General features: G+C 62.5%; 18 protein-coding genes and 1 pseudogene. 8 read left to right on the forward strand and 11 right to left on the reverse strand.

Features of this window, described 5'->3' with window-relative positions:
- Window positions 1–5: 5 nt before the first annotated feature.
- The 6 genes from EA472_RS04375 to EA472_RS04400 form a co-directional block, all read right to left on the reverse strand.
- Window positions 6–1,811 (reverse strand): aldehyde ferredoxin oxidoreductase family protein, encoded by a 1,806-nt coding sequence (locus tag EA472_RS04375; RefSeq protein ID WP_207891121.1) that lies wholly within the window; start codon window positions 1,809–1,811, stop codon window positions 6–8.
- A 916-nt stretch (window positions 1,812–2,727) separates the two neighbouring features.
- Complete coding sequence (locus EA472_RS04380; RefSeq protein WP_124190287.1) at window positions 2,728–4,128, reverse strand: sulfatase-like hydrolase/transferase; 1,401 nt, start codon at window positions 4,126–4,128, stop codon at window positions 2,728–2,730.
- Window positions 4,121–4,549 carry a carboxypeptidase-like regulatory domain-containing protein gene (locus tag EA472_RS04385; protein WP_124190288.1) on the reverse strand — a complete coding sequence of 143 codons (429 nt, stop codon included), beginning with the start codon at window positions 4,547–4,549 and terminating at the stop codon, window positions 4,121–4,123. Before EA472_RS04385 ends, EA472_RS04380 begins: the two co-directional genes overlap by 8 nt.
- A gap of 6 nt (window positions 4,550–4,555) precedes the next feature.
- On the reverse strand, window positions 4,556–5,452 hold the full coding sequence (locus EA472_RS04390) for a carbohydrate ABC transporter permease (protein ID WP_124190289.1): 897 nt from the start codon (window positions 5,450–5,452) through the stop codon (window positions 4,556–4,558).
- Entirely contained in the window at window positions 5,449–6,366 is a 918-nt protein-coding gene (locus EA472_RS04395) for a carbohydrate ABC transporter permease (RefSeq protein WP_124190290.1), read from the reverse strand. The genes EA472_RS04390 and EA472_RS04395 overlap by 4 nt, the downstream gene beginning before the upstream one ends.
- 119 nt (window positions 6,367–6,485) lie before the next feature.
- Window positions 6,486–7,820 (reverse strand): extracellular solute-binding protein, encoded by a 1,335-nt coding sequence (locus EA472_RS04400; protein WP_124190291.1) that lies wholly within the window; start codon window positions 7,818–7,820, stop codon window positions 6,486–6,488.
- Between the two features lie 223 nt (window positions 7,821–8,043).
- Between EA472_RS04400 and EA472_RS04405 the strand changes: the two genes are divergently transcribed.
- The gene (locus tag EA472_RS04405; protein WP_124190292.1) at window positions 8,044–9,183 is read left to right on the forward strand and encodes an ABC transporter ATP-binding protein; all 1,140 of its coding nucleotides are present in this window, start codon (window positions 8,044–8,046) and stop codon (window positions 9,181–9,183) included.
- Window positions 9,184–9,483: 300 nt separating this feature from the next.
- Window positions 9,484–10,278: an IclR family transcriptional regulator gene (locus EA472_RS04410; protein ID WP_124190293.1), complete on the forward strand. Its 795-nt coding sequence runs from the start codon at window positions 9,484–9,486 to the stop codon at window positions 10,276–10,278.
- A 444-nt stretch (window positions 10,279–10,722) separates the two neighbouring features.
- On the opposite strand, the gene EA472_RS04415 is transcribed toward EA472_RS04410, so the two are convergent.
- Window positions 10,723–11,889 (reverse strand): mandelate racemase/muconate lactonizing enzyme family protein, encoded by a 1,167-nt coding sequence (locus EA472_RS04415; RefSeq protein WP_124190294.1) that lies wholly within the window; start codon window positions 11,887–11,889, stop codon window positions 10,723–10,725.
- Window positions 11,890–12,059: 170 nt separating this feature from the next.
- On the opposite strand from EA472_RS04415, the gene EA472_RS04420 reads away from it, so the two are divergent.
- Entirely contained in the window at window positions 12,060–12,857 is a 798-nt protein-coding gene (locus tag EA472_RS04420) for a creatininase family protein (RefSeq protein WP_124190295.1), read from the forward strand.
- A 138-nt stretch (window positions 12,858–12,995) separates the two neighbouring features.
- Complete coding sequence (locus tag EA472_RS04425) at window positions 12,996–13,826, forward strand: SDR family NAD(P)-dependent oxidoreductase (protein WP_124190296.1); 831 nt, start codon at window positions 12,996–12,998, stop codon at window positions 13,824–13,826.
- 101 nt (window positions 13,827–13,927) lie between these two features.
- Here the strand turns inward: EA472_RS04425 and EA472_RS04430 are convergent, their stop codons facing one another.
- A complete protein-coding gene (locus tag EA472_RS04430; protein WP_124190297.1) occupies window positions 13,928–14,311 on the reverse strand; it encodes a RidA family protein in 384 nt (127 codons plus the stop codon).
- Between the two features lie 191 nt (window positions 14,312–14,502).
- Here EA472_RS04430 and kdgK1 point away from each other — a divergent pair, with 191 nt between their 5' ends.
- The gene (gene kdgK1, locus EA472_RS04435) at window positions 14,503–15,462 is read left to right on the forward strand and encodes a bifunctional 2-dehydro-3-deoxygluconokinase/2-dehydro-3-deoxygalactonokinase (RefSeq protein ID WP_124190298.1); all 960 of its coding nucleotides are present in this window, start codon (window positions 14,503–14,505) and stop codon (window positions 15,460–15,462) included.
- A gap of 109 nt (window positions 15,463–15,571) precedes the next feature.
- On the opposite strand, the gene EA472_RS04440 is transcribed toward kdgK1, so the two are convergent.
- Together EA472_RS04440 and EA472_RS04445 are read right to left on the reverse strand one after the other, a co-directional pair.
- A complete protein-coding gene (locus EA472_RS04440; protein ID WP_124190299.1) occupies window positions 15,572–16,225 on the reverse strand; it encodes a bifunctional 4-hydroxy-2-oxoglutarate aldolase/2-dehydro-3-deoxy-phosphogluconate aldolase in 654 nt (217 codons plus the stop codon).
- 155 nt (window positions 16,226–16,380) lie between these two features.
- Window positions 16,381–17,412 carry a lactonase family protein gene (locus EA472_RS04445; protein WP_124190300.1) on the reverse strand — a complete coding sequence of 344 codons (1,032 nt, stop codon included), beginning with the start codon at window positions 17,410–17,412 and terminating at the stop codon, window positions 16,381–16,383.
- 1,124 nt (window positions 17,413–18,536) lie between these two features.
- Between EA472_RS04445 and EA472_RS04450 the strand changes: the two are divergent.
- A pseudogene (locus EA472_RS04450) lies at window positions 18,537–20,242 on the forward strand (thiamine pyrophosphate-binding protein).
- Here EA472_RS04450 and EA472_RS04455 read toward each other — a convergent pair.
- The gene (locus EA472_RS04455) at window positions 20,243–20,833 is read right to left on the reverse strand and encodes an HD domain-containing protein (protein ID WP_124190301.1); all 591 of its coding nucleotides are present in this window, start codon (window positions 20,831–20,833) and stop codon (window positions 20,243–20,245) included.
- 337 nt (window positions 20,834–21,170) lie between these two features.
- Between EA472_RS04455 and EA472_RS04460 the strand changes: the two genes are divergently transcribed.
- Window positions 21,171–21,944, forward strand: coding sequence for an IclR family transcriptional regulator (locus tag EA472_RS04460; RefSeq protein ID WP_124190302.1), 774 nt, complete (start codon window positions 21,171–21,173; stop codon window positions 21,942–21,944).
- 1,403 nt (window positions 21,945–23,347) lie between these two features.
- The gene (tcuA, locus tag EA472_RS04465; protein ID WP_124190303.1) at window positions 23,348–24,769 is read left to right on the forward strand and encodes an FAD-dependent tricarballylate dehydrogenase TcuA; all 1,422 of its coding nucleotides are present in this window, start codon (window positions 23,348–23,350) and stop codon (window positions 24,767–24,769) included.
- Window positions 24,770–25,029: the final 260 nt, after the last annotated feature.

Here is a 25,029-nt window from a genome sequence, read left to right on the forward strand (position 1 = left end):
CGCGCTCACTCGGAGCGATCGCCGGCCGCGGACGTCGAGTTCGGATCGGTCCCGGGGGAGCCAAGCGGCGTCCGGTCGTCGGCGACGTCGTCGAGTTCGAGTCGGGCGAGCGTCTCGGGGAGCGGTCGGCCGTTCGGCCCCCAGCCCCTGCTCGCGTAGTACCGGTCGAGCGCTCGCTCGAAATCGTCGGGGTCGATCGACGGTCCGCCCGCCGAAGGGGGGTCGCGAAAGACCGGCGGGAGGCTGTCGTCGCTCCTGTCGAATCCCTCCCGGACGTTGAACAGTCGAACGAGCGTCCAGACCCGCCTGCCGAGCCGGGAGAGATCGCTCGAGTCGTACTCCCGTTCGAGCGCGGCGAGCCACTCGGCACCCAGATCGTCGAGAACGTCCCCCACGAAGTCGTCCGTGGGCAGGCACCACAGCGCCGATCGAACGTCCTGAGCGGCGACGACGGCTCGCACCTGCGTTTCGAGCGTCCACTCCCCCTCGAACACCTCTCGCTCGAAGGGACGGGCTCGGCGGTGACAGCCCCCGCGGTCGCTCGTCGCGTACGCCAGCGCCATGCTTCCGGCCCGTCGCGGATCGTACGACGGGACGGCCATCGATTTGACGGTCGGGACGAACGCCTCGCCGCCGTACCGGTCGGCGGCGACGGAGACGCCGTCGGCCAGCGCGTCGGCGATCGGGCCGTCGCGCGTCGCGATCCGCTCGAGGAGCCCGACGGCCGCGTCGGCGTCGCCGAACGAGACGTCGAGATCGACGCATCCCGCGTCGGCGGCGCGAATCGCCCACGCGACGGCGTTCCCGGCGCCGATGACGTCCATCCCGAGTCGATCGCAGACGGCCCCCAACGTCGCGACGTCGTCGAAGTCGTCGATACCGAGGCCGGCACCCAGCGTCATCGCGGTCGCGCCGCGGGGGACGGTGTCGCCGTCGTCGGTTTCGACGCGAAAGCCGCCGGGGTGGTCGTCGTCGGAATACTCGCGCTCGACGGCGGCCGCTTTCGCGGCTTCGACCCCGATCGCGTCGCTCCCGTCGAACGCCGTCTCCTGCCACCCTCGAGTCGCGAGCAGTCCGGTCTCGTCGGCGAAGTCGAGACTCTCTATCGTCGCTCCCGAGCGCAACCAGCGGCCGGTGTCGTGGTTTCGGTACGCTTCGGCGTACTCCCGACGGAGCTCCGCGAGCTCGCCGGTCGGACGGACCGGATCGCCGCGGACGACGACGGCTTTCAGGTTCTTCGCTCCCATGACTGCGCCCGCGCCCCCGCGACCGGCGTGGTGGTCGCCGCCGTCGGACGCGATCGACGCGTACCGGACCATCGCTTCGCCCGCCGGGCCGATACACGCCGTCGCAGCGTCGGGACACGACTCGGCGACCGTTTCGGTATCGGCACCGGCGAGGCCGTCGGCCGCGGTTATTTCGACGCTTCCCTCGTCGATTCGAACCGCGACCGGCGAGTCGGCGCGTCCCGTCACGAGAACGCCGAGACAGTCCGGGAGGGTACCCGCGAGGCGCGCGGGAAACCGGCCACCGGCGTAGGAATCGAGAAATCCGCCGGTGAGCGGTGACTTCGTCACCGCCGCGTATCGGGTTTCACCGGGGAGACAGCCCGAGAGCGGCCCGAGCATGAGACCGAGGAGGTTGTCGGGACCGAGCGGATTCGTCTCGGCCTCGAGTTCCTCGTACAGGTAACGGGCGCCGAGTCCCTTCCCCCCGAGGAACAGGCGACGCCACCGCTCCGGAACGCGGTCGCGACGAACGGACCGCGTCGAGAGGTCGATCCGGAGGACGTGATCGCGCGTCCGTGTCACAGTTTGGAATTGGCGGACGGCCGATAAACACCTTCCGGCTCGAGGAGGGTCGCTCGGCAGCCGGAGAAACGCAATGTGATTCGGTAGCTATCAGGTTGAAAAGTATATAGCTTGTTAGATAGTTATAGAGGATAGGTCGCCCGGGTCGACGAGTCCGCGTGGTCGCATCCACCACCCGAATCGAACGTTGTCGGCCCAGGCGTCGCAGCGTATCGGTGACACGGGTTCGCAGCGGGGTGAGAGACGCATCGACGGATCGGCAAGCGGACGGAGAAAGCGCGATCTCAACGCGAACGAGAACTTCGCGATCGACCGCGACGAGCGATTGCAGGGACCGGATCGACGGCTCTCGCGTCGTCGCCCTGATCGGCCCGCTTCTCCCCCGGCGCTCGGTACGTCTCGGGGTAGCGGCGGTCGATTCTGTGCCAGAATCCGACGTCGAGCTGGCCGATGCTCGTCGGTTCACGTCGTAACTCGCGATTCGTTTCTCGGGTTCGGTTTCGGTGGGCGTGTGAAACGCGCGAATCACCCTCTCGAAACAGAAAGGTAGAACGGTTTTGATGTCCGTGATCTACTCAGCTTCAATATATTTTAGAAGGATGGTAGCAAGCGCCGATCGATCGGGTCGAAAAGGAATCGACGGCTCGCAAGCGCGAATAGCGGTCGACGGTCGTCCGGCAAAATCTAACGAGAACTCGTCCTTCGAGACGGTCAGAGGTCGGACTCGGCCGATCGCAGCCTTCACGCGGAGGAGAGACAGGGCGCTACGTTCACCACGCGTCGGCACCGATTCCAAACCCATCGGTCTGTTCTCGAACGATGCGTCGATCCGGCGGCTCCGAGATCGACGACCGCGTCGTGCTCGGAGCGGAACATCTGCGGGCGAGAAAACCGTGACCGGCCTCGGTTTCGGTCGTCACACGGCGGACGGTCGGATTCGGTCCAGGCGGGTTCGAACCGACCGCTTGACGGCCCGATAGTCGGGATCGGTTGCGCGGTTGTGTATCTCGGCGGGTCGGTCGTCGAGGTCGTACAGCACCTCACCCTGTCCGTCGGTAACCGCGTACTTGTAGCGCTTTCCTCGAACCATGAATATCGGGTGATCCGGATTGGCCCCGAAAGTGCTCTCATCCGTCAGATACTCCGCGTACACCGTCGAACGGTGGTCCGACCGTTCGCCGAAGAGAATCGGCGCGAACGACTGGCCGGGAGTCTCGGCCGGGAACGAACAGCCAGCCAGTTCGGCCAGCGTCGGCGGAAGATCCGCGAGCGAAACGAGGCTATCGGTCTCGCCGGATTCGATCGACGGATGCGAGACGAGCAACGGCACCCGGAGCACGTCGTCGTACATGAACGGCCCCTTCCAGAGGAGTCCGTGGTTGCCGAGCATCTCGCCGTGATCGGAGACGTAGACGACGACGGTATCTTCGAACAGATTCCGATCGCAAAGCGCCTCGAGTAGGCGACCGAGCTGGGTGTCGATGTGGGTACAGAGGCCGTAGGTCAGCGCCCACGCCGCGCGGAGATCGTCCTCGGAAAACTCCTCGTAATCCGATCTGGCGACGGTCGCCGTCTCGAGGGAAGGCTTGTCCTCGAACGACTCGAGCGTGCGGCTCTCCGGAAGCTCGATGGCATCGGGGTCGTACATCCGGTCGTACGGCGCCGGCGGTGCGATCGGAAAGTGAGGGTAAAATCCCGACAGTTGCAGATAAAACGGCGACTCGTCGTCGTGCGAGTCGAGAAATTCGATCGCGCGATCGACGAGCCACGTCGTGAAGTGATGTTCCGCCGGAATCGCCGATCGGCCGACGGGCACCGAACTATCGGGTACGTCCCGCCACGCGGTTTCGTCCGCGTCGGTGTCGACGACGCCTTCTCGCTTCAGGTAGCGGAGGTAATCGGGCTCTTCACCCGGCGGTACGTCGTGTTCGAGCGCCGTTGCCATCGAATCGAAGCCGGGCGGCGCGTCCCGCCAGAGCGTGCCGGTGTGGCGGTCGACCGGAACGCCGAGGTGCCACTTCCCGATCAGTTCGGTTCGATACCCGACGTCGGCGAGCAGTTCCACGAACGTGGTGTTGTTCTCGGGGAGCGGAACGTCGTTTCCGTAGACGCCGTGTTCGTGGGGATACAAGCCGGTAAACATACTCGCGCGACTCGGCGAACACAGCGGGCTGGTCGCGAAAGCCGACGTGAACCGTCGTCCGTTCGACGCGAGTTCGTCGATGGTTGGCGTGGCGGGAGCGCCACCGTAACAGCCCAACCCGTCCGGGCGCTGCTGATCGGGGTTGAACACCAGGATGTTCGGTCGGTCAGTCATCCGTGATTTCGAGCTCTATTTCCACGTTCTGTCCCTCGAAGTAGAGGTGTTCGTGTCGCTCCTCGCTCGTGCCGAGATCGTCGTGGGACGCCTGAATTCGGAATTCGAGGAGGTCCGTCTGATCGGTGAACTCGAACTCACCGTTTGCATCCGTCGTGGTCGTTCGTTCCTGCTGGACGCTCTGTAAGTGGATCGGCCAGATGTGAACCGTCGCATCCTCGACCGGTTCGCCGTCCGGACCGACGACCTGACCGGAAATGGTTCCGTCGTTGTTAGCATTCACGTAGATCATCGTGCCACCAGCGAGCACGAGTGTGACGACGAGCAGGATCGTGACGCGGTGCAACAGGAGACGCCGCAGCGTCAGCGTCCCGCCGACGAGCAATCCGATCTGCCTGATGGGTTCGGTTATGCGTTTCATGAGTGATCACTCCTTGAGTGCGCTTTGGGCGATGCTTCGGATAAACTGGCGTTGCAACAGCAGGAACATGACGATGACGGGGAGCGTGATGAGGATCACGTACGCGTACTGGAGCGCGAACTCTCCGGCCAGCGTGCTCTGGAACTCAGCCAGCCCGAGCGGTAGCGGGCGGTTCGACGGTGAACTGATGACGACGAGCGGCCACATGTACTCGTTCCACATCCAGACGAACGAGAGGATCGCCGTCGTCGCGAGTGCGGGCCGCGACAGCGGCCAGAAGACCCCGAAGATGATGTACAGCTCGGATGCACCGTCCATCCTGGCCGAGTCGACGAGCGACTGCGGAACCGATCTGAAAGCGCTCGCCAGGATCAGGATGATGATCACCGAGACCGTAAACGGGAGTGCGACTCCAAGTCGACTGTTCAACAGTCCGAGTTCTCTCGTGACGAGAAACGCCGGGATGATCGACGTCTGGAAGGGGACGAGCATCGCCGCGACCAGAAGGATCTCGAGCCCGCGCTTGCCGTGGAAATCCCGCGTGAGCGAGTACGCGATGAACGAACACAACACGAGGTTTCCGACGACCGCGATGATCGTGATTATCAGACTGTTCGCGAACAACACCAGAATATCGCTCTGGTACCAGACCGTAACGAAGTTGAAGATGGACGGATCCGTGATCAGGATCGACGGCTCCCTGCCGATCAGCGCCTGGGAGGTGAGCGCGATCATGATCAGCCAGTACAGCGGGAAGAAAAACGCGATCGCTGCGAGCAGACCCAGAAGGAACATTCCGAACTTGCGCAGTCGGTAGTTCCACCCGCTGTCCTGTCGGGGCTGAAGCGAATCGTAGATTCTGCGTGCGTCCGCAGTCGAAACGATTTCGTTGATTCTGCTCATTCGAACGACCTCCGTTGCAGTTTCCAGCCAGCGAACACCATCAGGAGCACGACGACGTACATGACCATCGTCAAGACGGCCCCGTATCCGAACTCTCCGTAGGAGAACGCCTGCTTGTACATCCACGTCAGGAGGATTTCAGCACTGTGGTTCGGTCCGCCCTGTGGCATCATCACCATGATCAGATCGAACGCGCGATACGTAGTGACGATCCCGACGAGAAAGCACACGCCGATGGTCGGACGAAGCAGCGGGAGCGTGATGTGCCGAAAGCGCTGCCAGCGGCTCGCACCGTCGATGCGAGCGACCTCGTAGACCTGCGTCGGAATCATCTGAATCCCCGCGAGGAGGATGATCATGTAAAATCCGACCGTCTTCCAGACCTGGACGATCAACACGGAGATGAGCGCCCATCGGGAACTGGACAGCCAGCGGATCGGATCGGAAACCAGTCCGGTTTGCAACAACAGGTAGTTGATCACCCCGGCATCCGTTTGGAACATGTACTGCCAGATAACGCCGATTCCGACCATCATGATGATGTACGGGAGAAATATCGCGGACCGAAACACGTTTCGCCCGGGGAATTTCTGGTTCAGGAGAATAGCGAGTCCGAGCGCAACGGCGATTCCCACCGGAATCGTCGCCATCAGCGCGAACGTGTTCGCCAGACTCCGCAGAAACACCGGGTCGTGAAGCAAATTTCGATAGTTCGAGAGTCCAACGAACGTGAGTTCGCCGGTGTAACTCATCTCGTTGAACGACAGATAGAAGTTGTACAGGATCGGGATAATTCGGTAGAGGACGATCACTGTAAGTGCCGGAAGCGCTGCGATCCAGGCGAGTATCGTGACCCGACCCTTTCTCGATAAATCGGGCCACTCTCGGTGCTTAAACGACTCTGTGATATTCATATATCATGAGGACTGCTATCGACCTTCTTAATTGTTTTGCTATTCGAATTCGATCGGACCGATCCCGTCGCGTTACCGGACGTTCGCGTACGTCCGAGCGCGCGGTGTGCGTTTACGCGTTAGCCAGAGAGTGCATCGTTCACCCGGTCTTCCGCGTCGTCGAGAGCGTCTTCTGGCTCTTTCTCGCCGAGTGCGGCGTTCGAGACTTCGCTGTCGAGAATGTCGGCGATTTCGCTCGCTTCGGGAACGGACGGTGCCATGACGTAACCCTCCTCGAGTTCCGGCCAGAGGTCGTAGGCCATCGCGAGCAGCGGATTGTTCTCTCTGAACTCCTCGTCGTTCGAAAGCTCTTCCTGGACGTCGAGGTTTCCTGCCATTACGGTCGTGTTGCGGAGGAAGTCCTCCTGCCACTTGTCACTGAGAATCGAACGGATGAGATCCCACGCGGCCTCTCGCTCTGCTTCCGACGTGTTCGGTTCCGTGATACAGAGTCCGTTCGCCTCGTAATTGCCGCGGTTTCCGGGCGGGAGGGTGAGTTCCAGCGTTTCCTCGTCGATCCAGTCGCCGTACCCCTGGACCCGTCGAACGTTGGAAAGCGGTGCGATGAACATCCCCGTATCGCCGGCACCGAACTGCTGTGCCTGTTCTTCGACGAAGCCGGTCCACGTGACCTCGGGAATGACGCCGTCTTCGGTCAGTTCGTGGAAGCGTTCGAGAATCTCGGCAGCCCGGCTCGTGTTGAAGGCTGCGGCGTCGTCGGATTCGTTCAGGACGTCGATGCCCTCCGCCCAGAAGAACGGCCAGATTCGGTAGTCGAACGTCAGCGTCGTCAGCCCGTAGTCGGCATCGGACTCGTCGACGATGCGCTCGGCGGTGTCGAAGAACTCGTCGACCGAGTACGGGTACTCGTCGATTCCCGCCTCCTCGAACAGTTCCGTGTTGATGTACGTCGCACCCGCGTTCTGGTAGAACGGCATCCGGACGAGGTCGCCGTCGAACGTCGCGTATTCGAGTGACTCGTCTCCGAACTTACTCATGAAGTCGGACGACGCGTACTCCTCGAGGTCGACGAAGATTCCCTCCTCGGCGAACCTGGTGAACGACATTCCGAGCGTGTCGAAGACGGTGACCGGGTCGTCCGTCTGGAGCTGTGACTGGTAGTACGACAAGATCTGGTCGTCCATCCGATCGACCCACTCGACGTCGGTGTCGGAGTAGTCCGCTTCGACGGGCGGCTCGGTGTTCTGGAAGTCGTCGATCCAGCCCTCGATGGAGTCCTCGAGGAACTCGAGGTTCCACGTCAGGAGCGAAATCGATTCCGCACCACCTTCGCCGCCCGAGCCATCGTCGTCGTCGCCGAGACACCCGGCGGTGCCGACCGCACCGGCGGTCAGGGCTGCACTCAGTTTGGCGTACTGTCTCCGCGTCAGATTCGTTGGTGAGTCTTCTGTCATTGTTGGAGTGTGTCGGGCCGCTGTCTTCACAACTTCCCCTGTGCCACGTCATCACAACGTGAAGCAAATATAATAAATGTTCCGGCTAGTCGCCGACGAAACGGGACGAACGGGAACGATCGAGAGCCGACAGTCCGATCGAGCAATCGCGCGAACGAAAAGGTGGTAATCGGAAACGAACGGGGTCGAAACATCCAAATAGGAGTCGTACAATGCGTCTCGTATGGCCTCGATTAGCTTGGAAAACGTCACGAAAATATTTTCGGGCGACGTCGTCGCGGTCGACGACGTCAGTCTCGAGATATCCGACGGCGAGTTCGTCGTTCTGGTCGGACCGTCCGGGAGCGGAAAGTCGACGATCCTTCGGATGATCTCCGGGCTCGAAGTCCCGACGGACGGAACGATCAAACTCGACGACGAAGACATCACCACTGCCAAACCGAAGGAACGAGATCTCGGAATGGTGTTCCAGAACTACGCGCTGTATCCCCACCTCAGCGCTCGCGAAAACATCTCGTTCGGGTTGCGGATGCGCGGCGGATACAGCGACGAAGAGATCGACGAACGCGTCACCGAGGCCGCGGAGATGATGAGCATGACCGACTACCTGGATCACCGACCGAACGAACTGTCGGGGGGACAGAAACAGCGCGTGGCGCTGGGGCGGGCGCTCGTTCGCGATTCGAAGGCGTTTCTCATGGACGAGCCGCTTTCGAACCTCGACGCGAAACTCCGGACGCAGATGCGCACGGAGATCCAGCAACTCCAGCAGCGTCTCGACATGACGACGATTTACGTCACTCACGACCAGACCGAGGCGATGACGATGGGGGATCGAATCGCGATTTTGAACCACGGCGAGCTGCAGCAGTTCGGAACGCCGATCGAAGCGTACTATCGACCGAACAACGTGTTCGTCGCCGGATTCATCGGGAGTCCGTCGATGAACTTCATCGACGTCTCCGTCGATCACTCCGGCGACGGGACTAGCATCTCCCATCAGAAGTTCGAGTGGGAGGTGCCAGATCACATCGCCGATTCGATTCCGTCCGACGAGACGAACGCGACGCTCGGCGTCCGTCCCGAGGATCTGACCGTCAACGACGGCGACGATCCACAGATCCCCGTCACCGTCGACGTCGTCGAACCCCTCGGAAAGGAGCAGTTGCTCCACTTTTCGCTCGGAAACGAGATGCACATCGCGAGCATCACCGAACACGTACTGGTGTCCGAAGGCGACGAGATCCGAATCGGCTTCGATCCGGAGGACGTCCACCTGTTCGACGCCGAGACGGGGACCGTGATGAAACAGCGCGAATCGATTCCCGAGGAAGAGCCGGCGGTCACGCCCCACGGCGAATAACGCCGAACCCGCATCGATCCGTTTCTATTTCCTGACGCTTCGAAGCTGACCACCGTCCCGGATGTTCGGTAGCTCACATTCGAGCGGCCATAGCCTGCGATACCGGACGCGAAAAACGCCGATTCGTTGGCTGCCAGGGCGGCGAACACGGTCGAACCCCGACGGCCGATTCCCGCGTTCTCGAGCGAACGGCGAGCGCTCGGCGATGCGCACGGAGTCGTCGGTCAGAACCAGACGTTCGGTTTGAGAGGGTCAAAATATCGGAAAATATATGTAGGTGTCGTGCCGAGTACGTCGGCTATGGAGAACGCCAGTGACGCTGGACGGCAGATTCAGTCCGTCGCCCGGTCGATAGAGATACTGTTGCTCCTGCGAAAACACGACGGTGCGACGATCACGGATCTGGCGAGCGAAGTCGATCTGACGCCGGGAACCGTCCACACGCATCTATCGACGCTCAGAGAGTGTGGGCTCGTCGTCAGGGAACCGAAGGGGCAGTACAGCCTGAGCCTGGAGTTCATCACGATGGGAGAGCACGTCCGAAACGGCTCCGCGCTGTTCAAAGCGGGTCGCGAGATCGTCGACAAACTGTCGATGATGAGCGGCGAGACGGTCCACCTGATCACCGAGAACAACGGTGCGGAAGTGATCCTGTGGGAAGCGTTCGGTCAGAACGCCGTGGGAACGGAGTTCTACATCTACAACCGGGAGCGACCAAACCGACACCTCCACTACTCGGCGTCGGGCAAAGCGATGCTCGCGTACCTGGATCCGAATCGCGTCGACGAAATTGTCGACGAGCAGGGATTGATCCGACAGACGCCCCAGACGATTACGGACCGCCAAGAGCTCGACCGACAGCTGCAGACGATTCGCGACCGCGGATTCGCCCTGAACGACGAGGAGGGCGTGTCGGGAATCAGGGCCGTGGGAGCGCCGATTTTCGATCCGAACGGCGACGTCATCGGCGCGATCAGCCTGTCGGCACCGGCGGCAAAGATGTCGGACGATCTCTTTCGAGAGACGGTCCCGGATATCATTATTCAGTCGGCGAATCTCATCGAAGTCAACCTGCAGGGAGTGCTCATCGAGTAAGTCCTCGGTCGGCCCGAGTACTCGTCGGACCGAAGTGTCTCGGTCTGGTGGCCCTGACGAACCCAATAGTCATAATTCAGAGAAGAATGTCCGAATATGCAAGGAAGTAATTTGAAAGGGTCAAAGATTGTCGTGAACCGGATTCGGCACCTCCTCGCACTCGAACGCGGTGCGGAAATCTATTACACCAGTACGAGCGTAATATTCTCGATCGGAGAGGATCGCCACGGTCGAAACCACCTGTTTCACTCTCGATTGAGCCGGATAATACCTATCAGGTCTGATACCACGCCAGTATTTTTGACCACCTCAAATCGGACGGGATCGGGTTAGCCTATACCAAATTTGACGACGGCGTTTGTATTACCTACCTGAGTTGTCTCTCGACGGAATAGTGGATCACTACGGCGGACGTCGGTCAAAATTACGATCGGGTCGACGGCGTTACTCGTCGATTCGATACCTGTCGACCGTCGAGTGATCGACGGTGATTCCCAGTCCCGGGTCCGTTGGCACGCGAATCCGGCCGTTCGAAAGCTCGAGTGGCTCCGCGAGCACGTCGTCTTCCCAACTGTAGTAGACGGTATCAGGCGGGAGAACGAATCCCGGGATTCCGGCGACCGCGTGGACGATAGCCGCCGTTCGAACGCCGAGATCGAACGCGCAGTGGTGGGTCACCGGAACGCCGGCTTCTTCGGCGATCGCCGCCTGATGGCGTAAGCCGGCGATACCTCCCGCCGGGGTGAGATCGAGAATCGCGACGTCGAGGGCATCCGCCTGGATCAATCGGAGGAGGTTGTGGGCGATGTAGGTATCCTCGTTCGGCCCGATCGGCTGGGAGGTGCGAGCGCGCAGCGCGGCGAGCGAGCCGTGTGCGTTGACTCGAATCGGCTGTTCGAGATACTGCAGGTAAATTCCCGCATCGTCGAGCATCGCGGCGACGCGGGTGGCCTGATCGAGCGTCCAACCCTGATTCGGATCGAGGCGGAACTCGAGCGAGCCGTCGACCGCGTCGTGCATCGCCACGATTCGCTCGACATCGCGTCGCCAGTTCCGACCGGCTTTGGTTTTCAAGACGGTGTAGCCGCGGTCCGCGACCGCTTTTGCACGGTCGGCGGACTCCTCGGGCGAGAGAATCCCGAGGCAGTAGGCGAACTCGACGGACCGACCGTCTCGGCGTTCGTCCTGGTGATTTCGGTGGCGGCGAGTCGTCTGATGGGGGGCGGTCCAGCCACCGAGGAGTTCGTATATCGGCTTCCCGGTAGCCTTCCCGACGATGTCCCAACAGGCTAGTTCGATCGGCGCGAAAAACATGTCCGGATTGGCGTATTCGATGAACAACTGCCGCCTGAGGCGCTCGATCTCGAACGGGGATTGGCCGACGACCATGGGGGCGATGCCGTCCTCGATCACTGACACCGTCGCCTCGGGAGAGAGAAACACCCGGACTTCGCCCCAGCCGGAGATGCCTTCGTCGGTGTCGACGCGAACGAGCACCCGATCCATGTCGTCGAGCGAATTGTGGTTCGTCACGTACGGCGCGATTCCATCGTCCTCGAGCGGTTTGAGCGGGATAGTAACCGGTATCGCTTCGATTGCTGTGATCCGCATACCGTACTGTATGAACATCGAGTTTTTATACTTAACTGCATCGGGAACGGCTCGAAGGTCGATCGGCGCGTGCGCGGGTGGAGATCCTCGCCAGCGACGGCGATCAGTCTGGTATACGCCAACAGTAACGTTAAAGTCCGTATACTGTCTTGGTCGGTGTGAAGATCGCTATGTATTACGAAGCAGTGCACGGGTCGACGGTCTCGTGGGCGACGAAGCCGTACGCGGAGATCAACTCGATCGGCGAACGGAGCGGGTCGGTGCTGTTCGTTCCGATCGGAAGCATCGAACAGCACGGTCACCACCTTCCGGTTTCGACCGACACGCTCCTGGTCGATGCGGTGACGAGTGCGGCCGCAGAGCAGGCGGACGCGGAGGGGATTCCCGCGCTCGTAACGCCGACGCTCTGGTCCGGCTTCTCGCCCCACCACATGCCGTTCGGAGGAACGATCACGTTGAGCCACGACGATTTGCTCGATACGATCGAAGACGTCGCGGACTCGGCGCTCGAAGTCGGATTCGATACGCTCTGTCTCGTCAACGGTCACGGCGGCAACGCTGCACTCGTCAGCTGTGCCGTCAGCACCATCGGAGACGACCACCCCGACGTCGAGGTCATCGGAACGACCTACTTCGATCTCGCTGCCCCGTTCGTCGACGACGTACGCGAGAGCGAACGCGGGGGCATGGTCCACGGAGGCGAGTTCGAAACCTCGCTGATGTTGCATCTGTATCCCGAACTGGTCGACCAAGAACGTCTCGAGGCCGAGCCCCTCGTCGAGCCGTACGACCACGGATTGAAGGACATGTTCGACGGGGGACCGTTGACCGTCTACCGCGAGTTCGACGAGTACTCCGAAACGGGAGCGATCGGCGAGCCGGAGCTCGCAACGGCGGCCAAAGGCGAGCAGTTGTTCGAGAATCTGTGCGACGAACTGGTTACGATCGCACGTCAAACGCAGTCGTGATTCCGAAAAACGCTCGACAGTCGGACGTGGATATCGCCATCGCTTCGTGCCGACCGAAACGGCGCGCGAGCCACGGCGAGCCGACTGCGTCGATCGATGTAAACGTATTTACCCAACCTCTCCGTTCTTGCTCGTAGCATGGACGTGAACGCTTTACACGGAGACACGGCGATCGTAACCGGCGGAAGCTCCGGAATCGGCCGATCGATCGCGACCCGGTTCGCGGACGAAGGGGCAACCGTCGTGATCGCCGACGTCGACCAGGATGGTGGAGAAAAGACGGTCGAGCTGATCGAGGAGTCGGGGAACGACGCGACGTTCGTCCCGACGGACGTGACCGACGAGTCGCACGTCTCGTCGCTCGTCGAAACCGTCGAGACGCGGTACGGGGGCGCCGACGTCCTCGTGAACAACGCCGGCGGTGCGACCACGTACGATCGGATCGACGAGATCGATCCGGAAACGTGGCGACTCGATCTCGAGCGGAATCTCACGGGCACGTTCCTGTGTACGCGCGCCGTGTTATCGGGGATGGTCGACCGTCGGTCGGGCAGCATCGTCCACATGTCGTCGATCAACGGGCTAACCGGAATCGGGCTGCCTGCCTACACGGCCGCGAAAAGCGGGATACTCGGATTTTCTCGGTTAGTCGCCACACAGTACGGAGTTCACGGGATTCGCTCGAACGCGATCTGTCCGGGAACGATCGTCACGGAACAGCGGAAAGCCGAGATGGAAGAACACGGCGGCGAAACGGCAAGAGAGGTCTGGCTCGACCAGTACGCTCTCGAGCGGCTGGGCGAGCCTGACGACGTGGCCGACGCCGCCGTCTTCCTCGCCTCGGATCGCTCTTCGTTCGTGACCGGAACCGAAATCGTCGTCGACGGCGGGTTGCTCGCTGGCGTCGACCTGCGGGTCCAGCGCTCGATCTACGGGATCGACGACCTCAAAAATCGCGGCGGCGAGTAACCCCGAACGGTGTCAGGTCACCGCGAGCCGTGGACGGTGGTGATCGGCCGGAGTCTCGTCCGGACCGACGATGAGACGGCGACGACCGGCGACTCCCGCGTTCAGTCGTCGTCGTACTCGGCTACGACGTCAATCTCGACGGCGATCTCGATCGGGAGTTTCGACACCTCGACGGCCGTCCGAGCCGGGTACGGCGACGTGAAGTGCTCCGCGTAGGCCTCGTTGACCGCCTCGTAGTCGTTCATATCGGTGAGGTAGACGGTCGTCTTGACGACGTCGTCGAGTCCGACGCCGGCTTCGGAAAGAATTCGCTCGACGTTCTCGAGCGTCGCGTGGGTCTGAGCGCCGGCGTCGGAGCCGAGTACGTCGCCGCTGTCGGGATCGACCGGCCCCTGGCCGGAGACGTACATTCGATCGCCGGAGATGGTCGCTTGCGAGTACGGTCCGATCGGTTCTGGTGCGTCGTCTGTCAGTAGTTCCCGCATACACCGTTGGTGGGTGTCGGGCCGACAAAACTGTACCGTTTTTCGATAGATCGTCCGAGACCGACCGTTCCGGAATTCGACGACGAGCGGGCGGTGAACGGCCGGTCCGACTGTGACGATCGCTCTCACTGACGGCACTCGGGACGGGGAGAGCGAAGAATTATATGGGCGAGTTCGAAACAGACGACCGTATGCCGACCCTAGTCACGTTCGGCGAAACGATGCTTCGCCTCGCCCCGCCGACCGGCGAGCGAATCGAGACGGCGACCCAGTTGGACTTCAAAACGGCGGGTGCCGAAAGCAACGTCGCCATCGCGGCATCGAATCTCGGCGTCGATTCGACGTGGATCTCGAAACTGCCGGATTCGCCGCTCGGGAGGCGAGTAACGCGAGAACTCCGAAGCCACGGCGTCGAACCGGCCGTCACCTGGACCGAGGACGGACGACAGGGTGCCTACTACATCGAACGCGGGGGCGATCCACGGGGAACGAACGTCATCTACGACCGGACGGACGCCGCGATCAGAACGACGACGACGGAGGAAGTGACCGGGGCAGTCGACCTCGAAACGACGGACGCCGTCTACACGAGCGGAATCACCCCCGCGCTCTCCTCGAGATTGCGAGAGACCACCGCCTCGTTCCTCGAGCAGGCCGGACGAGCCGGCGCGACGACGGTCTTCGATCTCAACTATCGGTCGAAGCTGTGGTCGCCGTCCGAAGCCCGGTCGTGTTGTACCTCCCTTCTCGAGTCCGTCGACGTCGCCGTGATCGCAGCGCGTGACGCACGGACCGTCCTCGATCGAACCGGAAGCGACGAGGAGATCGTCCGCGAACTCGCGTCGACCGGCGATCCGGCCGTCGTCGTCCTCACTCGCGGCGCGGACGGGGCGATGGCGGTCGATCGGGACGGACGACTCCACGACCAGCCGGCGGTGGCAGCCGAAACGACGGATCCGATCGGCACGGGCGACGCGTTCGTCGGCGGGTTTCTGGCGAGCTACCTCGACGACCGGGACGTCGCGAGCGCGCTCGCGTACGGTTCGGCGACCGCGGCGCTGAAACGCACCATCGACGGGGACCTCGCGATCGTCACCCCCGAGGAGGTCCGGGCCGTCCTCGAGAACGACGGCGGCGGGATCACGCGGTGACGGAGAGGCGGAATCGAACTACTCGACGCACCAACCGGTCAGCTGTATCGACGTGACGATGCATCCTCGACGGCCTTCGTCACACCGAACGCGAGTACGACAGACCGGATCAGTCCGACCGAACGGAGCTGACAGCGTCGACGAACTCGGCGGCAGTCTCGCGTATCCGATCCGGATCGTCGCGATCGACGGCGTCGTAATCCACGATCGAACTCCCCACGCCCACCGCGACGGCGCCGGCGTCGAAGAACGCACCGACGTTTTCGGTCGAGATGCCTCCGGTCGGAACGACGTCGACGTCGCCAAGCGGCCCCCGTATCGCGCCGACGTGGTCCGGACCGACCGTCGTCGCCGGAAACAGTTTCAGCATGTCAGCACCCGCTTCGAGCGCGGTGACGGCGTCGGTCGGCGAAAGAACGCCGGGAATCGAGACGACGCCGTGTCGGTTGCAGGTTCGGATCACGTCCGGATTGCAGTCGGGTGCCAGAACGAACGTCGCTCCCGCGTCGATGACCGTCCGCGCCGAGGACGGATCGAGAACCGTCCCTGCACCGACGACCACATCGGTGTCGGCCAGTTCGCGATCGACTGCCGCGATCTTTTCCCGAACCCGGGTTCCGTCGGCCGTCACTTCGATCGCACCGACGCCCGCCTCGTGGATGGCACGGGCGACGGATCCGATTCGATCCTCGTCGATACCGCGTAGAATCGCGATGACGCCGCTGTCGACGATCCGCTCTCTCACCTGGTTCGACTCGACCATACGCTCGGTTGGCAAATCAGCACCTTAAACGTGAAGGGTTCGACGCGGACGGCGTCCGCCGCATTCGATCGGGAACTGGGTAGCGACCGGTCCGAGAGCCGAGAGTCAACCAGAGAGAGCGGCGAGGCGTGATCGGGCGGTGGACGGACCCACCGTTACGACCGGGCGACGATTTCGATACAAACCGGCTGCGGAACCGAGAGTCGGCCACCCGTCGGCGCGAGCCTACCGTCGTCGTCGACGGCGAAAAAGACGATCGTATCGGAGTGTTCGTTCGCCACGAACAGGTGGTCGCCCGTCGGTGAGAGCGCGAAGTTCCGCGGCCACTCACCCGCCGTCGAGACGGTCTCGAGGAGCGTGAGCTCCTCATCCGAGCACTCGAGGACGGCGATACTGTCGTGACCTCGGTTCGATGCGTACACGTGCTCGCCGGACGGGTGGACGTGGACGTCGGCGGGAAAGTTCTCGCCTTCGCCGCCCTCACGCGTTTCGATCGTTTGGACGATTTCCAGTTCGCCGGCGTCTGGAGACCAGTCGAAGACGGACATCGTCGAATCCAGTTCGTTGACGAGGTAGGCCCGACCGCGACCGCGGTCAAACTCGAGGTGACGGGGCCCAGCGCCGTCGTGGACGGAAACGACGTCGTATCGCTCGAGCGTTCCGGCGTCGGGATCGAGCGAGTAGACGAGCACCTCGTCCGTTCCGAGGTCGGGGACGTACGCGTACTCGTCGTTCGGACCGGGAACGATAGCGTGTGGATGCGGTTCGGTCTGGCGCTCCGGATGGACGCTCGAACCCTCGTGTTCGACGACGGTCGGTTCGTCGAGACGGCCGTCGTCGGTGAGCGAAAGGACCGACACGGCTCCGCCGCTGTAGTGAGCCACCAGAAGCGCTGACCCCGTCGAATCGACGCTACAGTAGCAGGGATCCGCCGGTCCGATCGTCAGCTCGTCCAGACGGTCGAGTTCGCCGTCGTCGCGGATTTCGAACGCGGTGACGGAGCCGTCGTCCACCTCATTCACCGCGTACAACACGTCGAGGTGGGGATGTGCGGCGACGAACGACGGATTCTCGACCGTCGCCGCCAGTCGACTATCTATCATCTCACCATCTATGAGTTTACAGTGATAGATTCCGTCACCGGTATCGTCGGTGTACGTTCCGACGTACGTCTGATAATTGACCATTATGAGTGATCAGTTGAGCCACACCGTTATAATCCTTTCTTTTCGTTTGGAAGCGTACTTCGAACGGAAATTCGGCGGGCAATAATCGACCGGATTCGACGTAAAGGAAACACGAGCGAGTCCGAGCGGATCGGCGTACGTAATCGCCTCGGCGACGATGAGCGAAACGCGAGCCGGGAGGGACGACGACGGGAGACACCGAAGGTAGTATGGGACAGTGATACGTTCACAGACAATTCGACATTCAAATATTTTCGGCGTGTCCAACGCCGGAGTGCGCACCCGGGACGCCGCCGTCCTCGAGCGTCCACTCACGAGTAGCCCGTCAGCTCTTCGCCGTAGTACGACTCGAAGGTGGCTCCGGTCGCACGCGACGGCCGGAGGCCCGAGACCTCGGTCCATCGGCATCGGCCCGGGAAGCGCGAACCGGACGATCCGTCGATCGATCGGACGAGAGTTGAGTGGATCAAATCGACACGAGACGCGGTTTCGTCGCTCATCGATGCGTTCGGCGATGGTACCGAACGACGCGTCGCCGATCAATTCGAACGAGCAATCGTTCGCTCCCGTACAACGAGACGAGGAAAACCGCCTCGACGGAAATGGGTGAAGCCACCTCCCGACGGGAGCGCGGTTCGACAGTATCAACTCCGGTCGAGACGGCCGTCGAGTTCGACGGCCGAGAGGGATCAAAGAGCCGGTACCGGCCGAAATAGTATCGGAGCGAGCGAGCACCCGCGCTCGAAGAATCCGACGACGCGCGTCGAGAACCGCTCCCGTGATCGACCGAGAGACGGTCGGACGATCGCGCGAAACGGAAGTTCGAACCGATCCGTTCCCATCGGAAAACCGGCCCGGTGGCCTGGAAAATCGCCGTTCAATCGGTTCGGTCACGTCGAATTTATCGGCAGATTCGAACGGAAACGAGAAGTGAGCAGCGTCCACCGGGTCGTTTCGCTCCGGGGAGCCGGAAATTCCGTTGAGCAGATCAAACGATCCGCATCGGTGGACCGCGTACTTGGCGGGCGGAGCCGTGCGTCGATGACGTGCTCGGAGCGGTAGAACGATGAGGATCGGCGGTGATAGATCGAGTCGCCTGCCGGCCACGACAGGCAGTGACCGCCATGAACACCGCCGAGAAACTCGTCACCGAACTCGAGCGTCTGAACGTCTCGCACGTCTTCGGCTATCCGGGCGGCCGAACGATCGAACTGTTTTCCCACCTGGCAGACAGCGAGATAACCGTCGTGCGGCCCAGAGACGAGCGTGAAGCCAGCGTGATGGCGGAGCTGTACGGCCGACTGCGCCGGGAGCCGGGCGTCCTGATCGGTCAGGGGCCGTGGATCGGGAGCCTGGGTGCGATCGGGCAGATGGAGGCCCGGCTGGGGTCGTCACCGATGGTCGTGCTCACCGAAGCGAGCGAACGCGGGGAGTACTCGACGCTGGCACCGTACCAGCAGGCGCGCGGCGACTACGGCGGAATCGCCCTGCCGAAGATCCTCGACGCGATCACGAAAGAACACTGGTTCCCTCGGACGCCGAAAGAAACGGTGCGGAGTCTGCAACTCGCGTTCAAACACGCGACGGCCGGCAGAGCCGGGCCGACTGCCGTGATCCTCGACGGGAACGCGATCGGCGACGAGTTCGCGCCGGAGGGACCACCGCCACTCTGGGACGCAAAACGGCAGGTCCGAAACTGGAACGCCCGGCCGACCGACGACAACGTGGACCGGGCCGTCGCGGCGCTCACCGGTGCCGATCGACCCGTCGTCGTCGCCGGAAACGGCGTCCACAGCGCGCAGGCGTACGACGAACTGGCGGCGGTCGCGGAGCGGTACGGCTGCGTCGTCACCACGTCGTACCTGGGGAAGTCGACGATTCCGGAAACGCACGATCTGGCGGCCGGCGTGATCGGCTCGTTCGGCCACGAGGGAGCGAATCGGGCCGTTTCCGAGGCCGACGTGCTGCTGGTGGTCGGCTGTCGGCTCAATCCGATGGACACCAACTGGGGAGCGACGTCGTTCATCCGACCCGACGACCAGACGATCGTTCACGCCGACGTCACGACCGAAAATGCCGGCTGGGTCTACCCGGCGGACGTCGGACTGATCGGCGACGCCGCCGAGACGCTTACCGTCCTGTGTCGTCGCGCTCCGACGGAAGCGAGAGCGTCTCACGAGTGGAGCCGCCGTCGAGCGGCGGCGGCGCGCGAGTGCTATCGGACCCGACCGGATCGAAGGCGGATAGCCCCATTCCGCCACAGCGAGCGGTAAACGCGATCGAGGCTCACGTCGACGAGGAGACGATCGTGACCGCCGACTCCGGAAACAATCGCTTCTGGCTGCTGAACTTCCTGCAGACGCCGGATACAGGAACGTACTTCGGAAGCGGCGGCGTCGGCGCGATGGGGTGGTCGGTTCCGGCCGCCGTCTGCGCGTCGCTCCTCACGGACCGGCCCGTCGTCGGCGTCACCGGCGACGGCGGCTTCGCCATGACGATGACGAGCCTCGAGACGGCCGTCGAGCACCGCACCAGTCCGGTGATCGTCGTTCTCAACGATCGGAGCCTCGGCATGGTCCGGCAGATGCAGTCGGCCGACTCGCGCATCGAGGGCGTCGAGTTCCGGGATACGGACTTCGTAACGGTCGTCGAAGGGCTCGGTGCGAACGCGACCCGCGTCGAGACGGAACGTGCCCTCCACGAGGCGATCGGCGACGCGCTCGAGGCGGCTTCGCCCACCGTGATCGACGCGCGCATCGACCGCGACGAGGAGATGGAAGCGACCCTCCAGTCGTCGTTCTACGCCGACGTCGGCGGCCTCCACGAGTGACTACGAGAGCTGCGAGTACTCGTCGATCCACTCCTGGAGCGTAATCCCCATCGTCGCCTCGGTGATCGCATTGGAGCTCGCGCTGTTGGCGCTCTTGACCAACTCGGCCTCGAGCGTCCGGGCCGGGACCTCGCCGTGGTAGTGTGGAATCGCCCGCTGGACGGCGAGCGGGCAGCCGACCTCGTGTGCGAGCGCGTAGCCGCTTATCGAGTGAGGAACGTCCGGGGAGACGTACGTCGGATCGGGCTCGTCGACGAGTTCGTCGACGTACGTCGGATACTCGTAACACTTCCCCACGTCGTGGAGCAAGGCCGCGGCGACGATCACGTCGCAGTCCGGCGACGCGCCGTGAAACTCCCGCTGGACGTCCGCGGCCTCGAGCGCGATCTTCGCCACCCCGCGGACGTGTTCGACGTTCGAAACCTCGTGGACGTTCCACGCGTAGGGGACGTCCATCACGTCGCGCCAGCCCCCGCGTTCGAGGCCGAGCGACCAGGCGTCGATCACCGACTCGCGCAGTCGCTCGTCCGACAGGCGGTCCAGTTCGGGAAACGCGTCTCGTATCTGCGTGGCGTGGTCGGTGTCGGTCATCGTGAGATCAGCTCCGTCGAACCGCCCGGTGCGGTCGTCGGGGATACCACACCAAACGACGACGACGACCAAATACGTACGCATCTCGAGGTCGGTCCGTCGCGTTCGGTTCGGGGTGGCTCGAGTCCCGGTAGGCGCACCATACAGGTAAGCGGACCGACCGAACGCATCGAACGTCGACTCGAGCGGGTACGGAGCGGGTACGGATCGCAACGGTAGCTGCGGGCGGTTCGACCGGAGAACGCAGTTTGCCGGCGGGGATCGTCGATCGATCGGTGACGTGACGACGTGTTTCGACAGACAAAACTATATATACCGGTGGGAACAAGCGGCCGCTATGAGCGAGCAACGATCCGATTCGATCGTCGAGGCGAGCATCACCACGTTCGAGGTGATCGAAGCTCTCAAACAGCTGGACGGGGGAAGGGTCAACGAGGTCGCGGAGTACCTGGACAGACATCCGAGTACCGTCTACCGGCACCTCAACACGCTCTCGAGCATCGAATACGTGACGAAACGCGGAGATCAGTACCAGCTCGGAATGCAGTTTCTGACGCTGGGTGGATTCGTGCAGGGATCGGATCCGGCCTACGAGATGGCGAAAACGAAAGTCGAAGAACTCGCGGACCGGACCGGCGAGCGCGCACAGTTCATCATCGAAGAACACGGCCGCCGAATTTACCTGCACACCGCGACCGGAGAGCAGGCCGTCCGAACCGACAGCCAGCTGGGAAAGCGTGGTCCGCTACACTGCAGCGCCGCTGGAAAGGCGATCCTCGCCGAGCTCCCCGAGGAATACCTCGCCGACGTTCTCACGGACGCCGGCCTGGAGCCGGTCACCCCGAATACGGTCATCGACCACGACGAACTGATGGCCGAACTCGAGGAAATCCGCGAGACCGGGGTCGCGTTCAATCGGGAGGAGTCGACCGAGGGGCTCAACGCCGTCGGGACAGGCGTAGTCGGACCCGACGGCGAGGTGATCGGCGGACTGAGCGTTTCGGGACCCGCACACCGACTCACGGGCGACCGTCTGCAGTCCGACGTTCCGGATCTGTTGCTCGGCGTCGCGAACGAGCTCGAGCTCAAAATCGAATACGAACTGCGATAACCGGGTCGTCGCGTTCGACAACCGCCGTCGGTCACGTCGAGATCCAACGAATTGTCACGACCAACTACTAATCGAACGGCGTATGTGTCGTGAGAGCCGGAACGCTCGACGATGAATCTCGAACGAGGTCTCACCGGCGTCATCGTACCTCGAGCGGACGAACGATACCGGGTACCGACGGCACCGGAGAAGACGAACCGGCGCGAGCAGACGTGTTCCGAGCTTCATTGGCCACCTGACGACACGGTATTCGATAGTCTGGCGTTTCGCCTCCGCTGGACTGCTACACTCCGAGGACGAACGCTGACTCGGACCGGCGTTCACACGGACAGGAAATAACGGAACGATGAACGCCGATTCGACGAGCACGACAGATACGTGGTACGTTCGGGGAGCTATCGGGTGCGGAGTGTATCGGACGTCGGGTTGGACGGCCCCGTCTTGGGGCCAGCTCGAGGGGGACGAACCGACTGCGGCCGATCGGGGTTCTCGACGCATCGCAGGACTCGTTGATCCTCGAGGCCAGAACGCCGGGCGCTTCCCCGAGACGCGTTCGATCGAACGAGTCGCCGACGACCGTCGCGTCGGTCGGCCCGAGCCGTGCAACGACGGAGGGGCCGGTCCGGATGGTGAGTCCGTCCGCAGAAATTTACACAGGTACAGGTGTATATCCGATCCCACCCAGACTGCATCGGGTACGGCGACCGACGACCGGTCGTGTATTCCCCACAGCAAAATGGCCGTGAAACGGTCACCGATGGGGAACCCACGTACGCCGACTCAACGAGTAGGTTTCACCACTACACTCACGCGAACGAACTCGACCGAACACCGATACCGAAGATGTAGAGGCCATAGCCATCGATATCGGGCATCGACAATCGCATTTCACTGTGCGAAATCCGTCTGGCCAAAACTAATATTATTAATAATGTTGTTCTTGTCGCGAGTGAGAGCGAGACGAAACCGAGCAGCGAAGGACCGGAAGAATCACCGGATAGCGTCGACGTGAGAAGAAAGGGACGAGGTCCCCAGCGACGTGTGAATTGTGTACACGCTTCGGAGTCGATTTCGCACATCGGAATGACGATCGAACGAGAGCGTGAAACGGCGAATCATCGTCTCGTTCACCGTGGCTGCTGCGCCCGCCGGCCGGATCGACGGCCGATGGAGAAAAGCGAGGTCGGAAGCACCGCTCGTCGCGCCCGAGGAGCAGTGCAGCCAGGCGACAATCGCCGAGCCATTTCGTTGTGCGGAATGGGGTCGGAACGGCCCGGAGCGGGCGACTCGGCGATGCGTCGGGCTGATCGATAGATATAAATGAATTCCGGGCTCACATTCAGGAGCATCAATCGGATGGAGCCGTCCATCCTCGATAGTCGGGTAACCGACCAACGATTCGCATGAGTCAAAACGAGTACGACATCGTCGTCATCGGTTGTGGAATCGCCGGGCTCTCGGCCGGTTTGCGGGGAGCCCAACTCGGACACTCGGTCTGCGTACTGGAAAAGAGTCCGAAAGAACATCGGGGCGGTCACACGCGGTTTACCGAATCGTTTCGGATTCCGACCGCGAACATCGACATCGACGCCGAGTTCGACGTCGAGGATTACACCACGTCGGACTTCTACTCGGACATCATGCAGTTGACGAACTTCCGAGCGGACACCGAACTCGCGAAACGGGTCGCGGAAGGTTCGGTCGAGACGTTCGAGTGGTTGACCGAGCAGGGACTCGAGTGGGAGTATCAGGCACCCCACACCGGATACACGGCCGGTCGAGTCTGGCTCCACGGCGAAGATATGGTCGACGACCTGGTCGAAATTCTCGAAGAGCACGGCGTCGACTTCTTCTACGAAGCCGAGGCACGCGGACTGATCCGCGACGACGACGGACGCACCACCGGCGTCGAAGCTCGAGTGGAAGGAACGAAGACCCGCTTCCACGGCGAAACGGTGATTCTCGCGGCCGGCGATTACGGCTCGAGCAAAGAACAGCGTACGCGGTACTACGGTCCCGGCTACGGAAACATGAAAGTTCGCGGGAGCCGGTACAACACGGGCGAAGCGGTCGAAGCGGCGCTCGACGTCGGCGCCAAATCCGACGGCGAGTGGGGCGACGCGCACATGGCCATCATCGACGCGGAATCGCCGGACGTCGAAGGAGGCATCACGCGGATCGACGGCTATCAGTACGGCGTGATCGTAAACCACGACGGCGAGCGCTTCGTCGACGAGGGCGAAGACGCTCGAGCGCACACGTACGCGAAGTTCGGACGGCGCATCTTCGAACAGCCGTATCACGAGGCGTTCATCATCGTCGACTCGAAGACGGTCGACGACGTCGCGCACATGGGCCCGGGTCAGCCCATCTCTGCGGACTCGCTCGAATCGCTCGTCAAGCGTCTCGACATCGAGGACACCGAAACGGCGGTCGAGACGATCGAGGAGTTCAACGCCGCCTGTGATCCCGACGAGTTCGATCCGGAAGTACTCGACGGCAACACTGCGACCGGGATCGAGCCGGAGAAATCCAACTGGGCGCTGACCATCGACGAACCGCCGTACACCGGCTACCCCGTAACCGGCGGAATGACGTTCGCGTTCGGCGGCGTCGCGATCACGCCGGACGCGGAGGTACTGGATACGCGTGACGATCCGATTCCCGGCCTTTTCGCCGCCGGTAACTCGACCGGCGGTCTCTTCTACAACAACTATCCGGGCGGAACTGGGTTGACGAACGCGGCCGTGTACGGCCGGATCGCGGCCGAAACAGCCGACGAGTACATCGAATCGAGCCGGCGGGCCGAGCAACGACAGGCGTAGGCCGGCGGCCCTCGCGGTGAGTTCTCTTTTCACTTTTTTCGACCGACTGCGTTCGCGGACGACGGCCGTCGGACCGCGGCGAACGACGGGAGGGGACAGACGCAGCCGATGACATTGATTCTCGAACGACGTGCACGGTCGGACAGCCGACGGAGAACGGTTCGAGTTGGATCGGCGGCGACGACGGGTCCACCGGCCGAAATCGACCGCAACCACGGTCACGAGCGGTCACCGGCGCGCCGTGAACTCCGGCCGGACGA

The organism is Natrarchaeobius oligotrophus, assembly GCF_003841465.1.
In the GTDB taxonomy this organism is placed as follows: Archaea; Halobacteriota; Halobacteria; order Halobacteriales; family Natrialbaceae; genus Natrarchaeobius; species Natrarchaeobius oligotrophus.

What these genes read in the sequence shown, in the direction of transcription:
- EA472_RS04385 (WP_124190288.1), bottom strand. Translation starts at nt 4,549, where the DNA reads ATGAAACGCATAACCGAACCCATCAGGCAGATCGGATTGCTCGTCGGC.
- EA472_RS04380 (WP_124190287.1), bottom strand. Translation starts at nt 4,128, where the DNA reads ATGACTGACCGACCGAACATCCTGGTGTTCAACCCCGATCAGCAGCGC.
- EA472_RS04445 (WP_124190300.1), bottom strand. Translation starts at nt 17,412, where the DNA reads ATGGTCAATTATCAGACGTACGTCGGAACGTACACCGACGATACCGGT.
- EA472_RS04415 (WP_124190294.1), bottom strand. Translation starts at nt 11,889, where the DNA reads ATGCGGATCACAGCAATCGAAGCGATACCGGTTACTATCCCGCTCAAA.
- EA472_RS04420 (WP_124190295.1), top strand. Translation starts at nt 12,060, where the DNA reads ATGTATTACGAAGCAGTGCACGGGTCGACGGTCTCGTGGGCGACGAAG.
- EA472_RS04410 (WP_124190293.1), top strand. Translation starts at nt 9,484, where the DNA reads ATGGAGAACGCCAGTGACGCTGGACGGCAGATTCAGTCCGTCGCCCGG.
- EA472_RS04440 (WP_124190299.1), bottom strand. Translation starts at nt 16,225, where the DNA reads ATGGTCGAGTCGAACCAGGTGAGAGAGCGGATCGTCGACAGCGGCGTC.
- EA472_RS04400 (WP_124190291.1), bottom strand. Translation starts at nt 7,820, where the DNA reads ATGACAGAAGACTCACCAACGAATCTGACGCGGAGACAGTACGCCAAA.
- EA472_RS04430 (WP_124190297.1), bottom strand. Translation starts at nt 14,311, where the DNA reads ATGCGGGAACTACTGACAGACGACGCACCAGAACCGATCGGACCGTAC.
- EA472_RS04460 (WP_124190302.1), top strand. Translation starts at nt 21,171, where the DNA reads ATGAGCGAGCAACGATCCGATTCGATCGTCGAGGCGAGCATCACCACG.
- tcuA (WP_124190303.1), top strand. Translation starts at nt 23,348, where the DNA reads ATGAGTCAAAACGAGTACGACATCGTCGTCATCGGTTGTGGAATCGCC.
- EA472_RS04455 (WP_124190301.1), bottom strand. Translation starts at nt 20,833, where the DNA reads ATGACCGACACCGACCACGCCACGCAGATACGAGACGCGTTTCCCGAA.
- EA472_RS04395 (WP_124190290.1), bottom strand. Translation starts at nt 6,366, where the DNA reads ATGAATATCACAGAGTCGTTTAAGCACCGAGAGTGGCCCGATTTATCG.
- EA472_RS04390 (WP_124190289.1), bottom strand. Translation starts at nt 5,452, where the DNA reads ATGAGCAGAATCAACGAAATCGTTTCGACTGCGGACGCACGCAGAATC.
- kdgK1 (WP_124190298.1), top strand. Translation starts at nt 14,503, where the DNA reads ATGCCGACCCTAGTCACGTTCGGCGAAACGATGCTTCGCCTCGCCCCG.
- EA472_RS04425 (WP_124190296.1), top strand. Translation starts at nt 12,996, where the DNA reads ATGGACGTGAACGCTTTACACGGAGACACGGCGATCGTAACCGGCGGA.
- EA472_RS04405 (WP_124190292.1), top strand. Translation starts at nt 8,044, where the DNA reads ATGGCCTCGATTAGCTTGGAAAACGTCACGAAAATATTTTCGGGCGAC.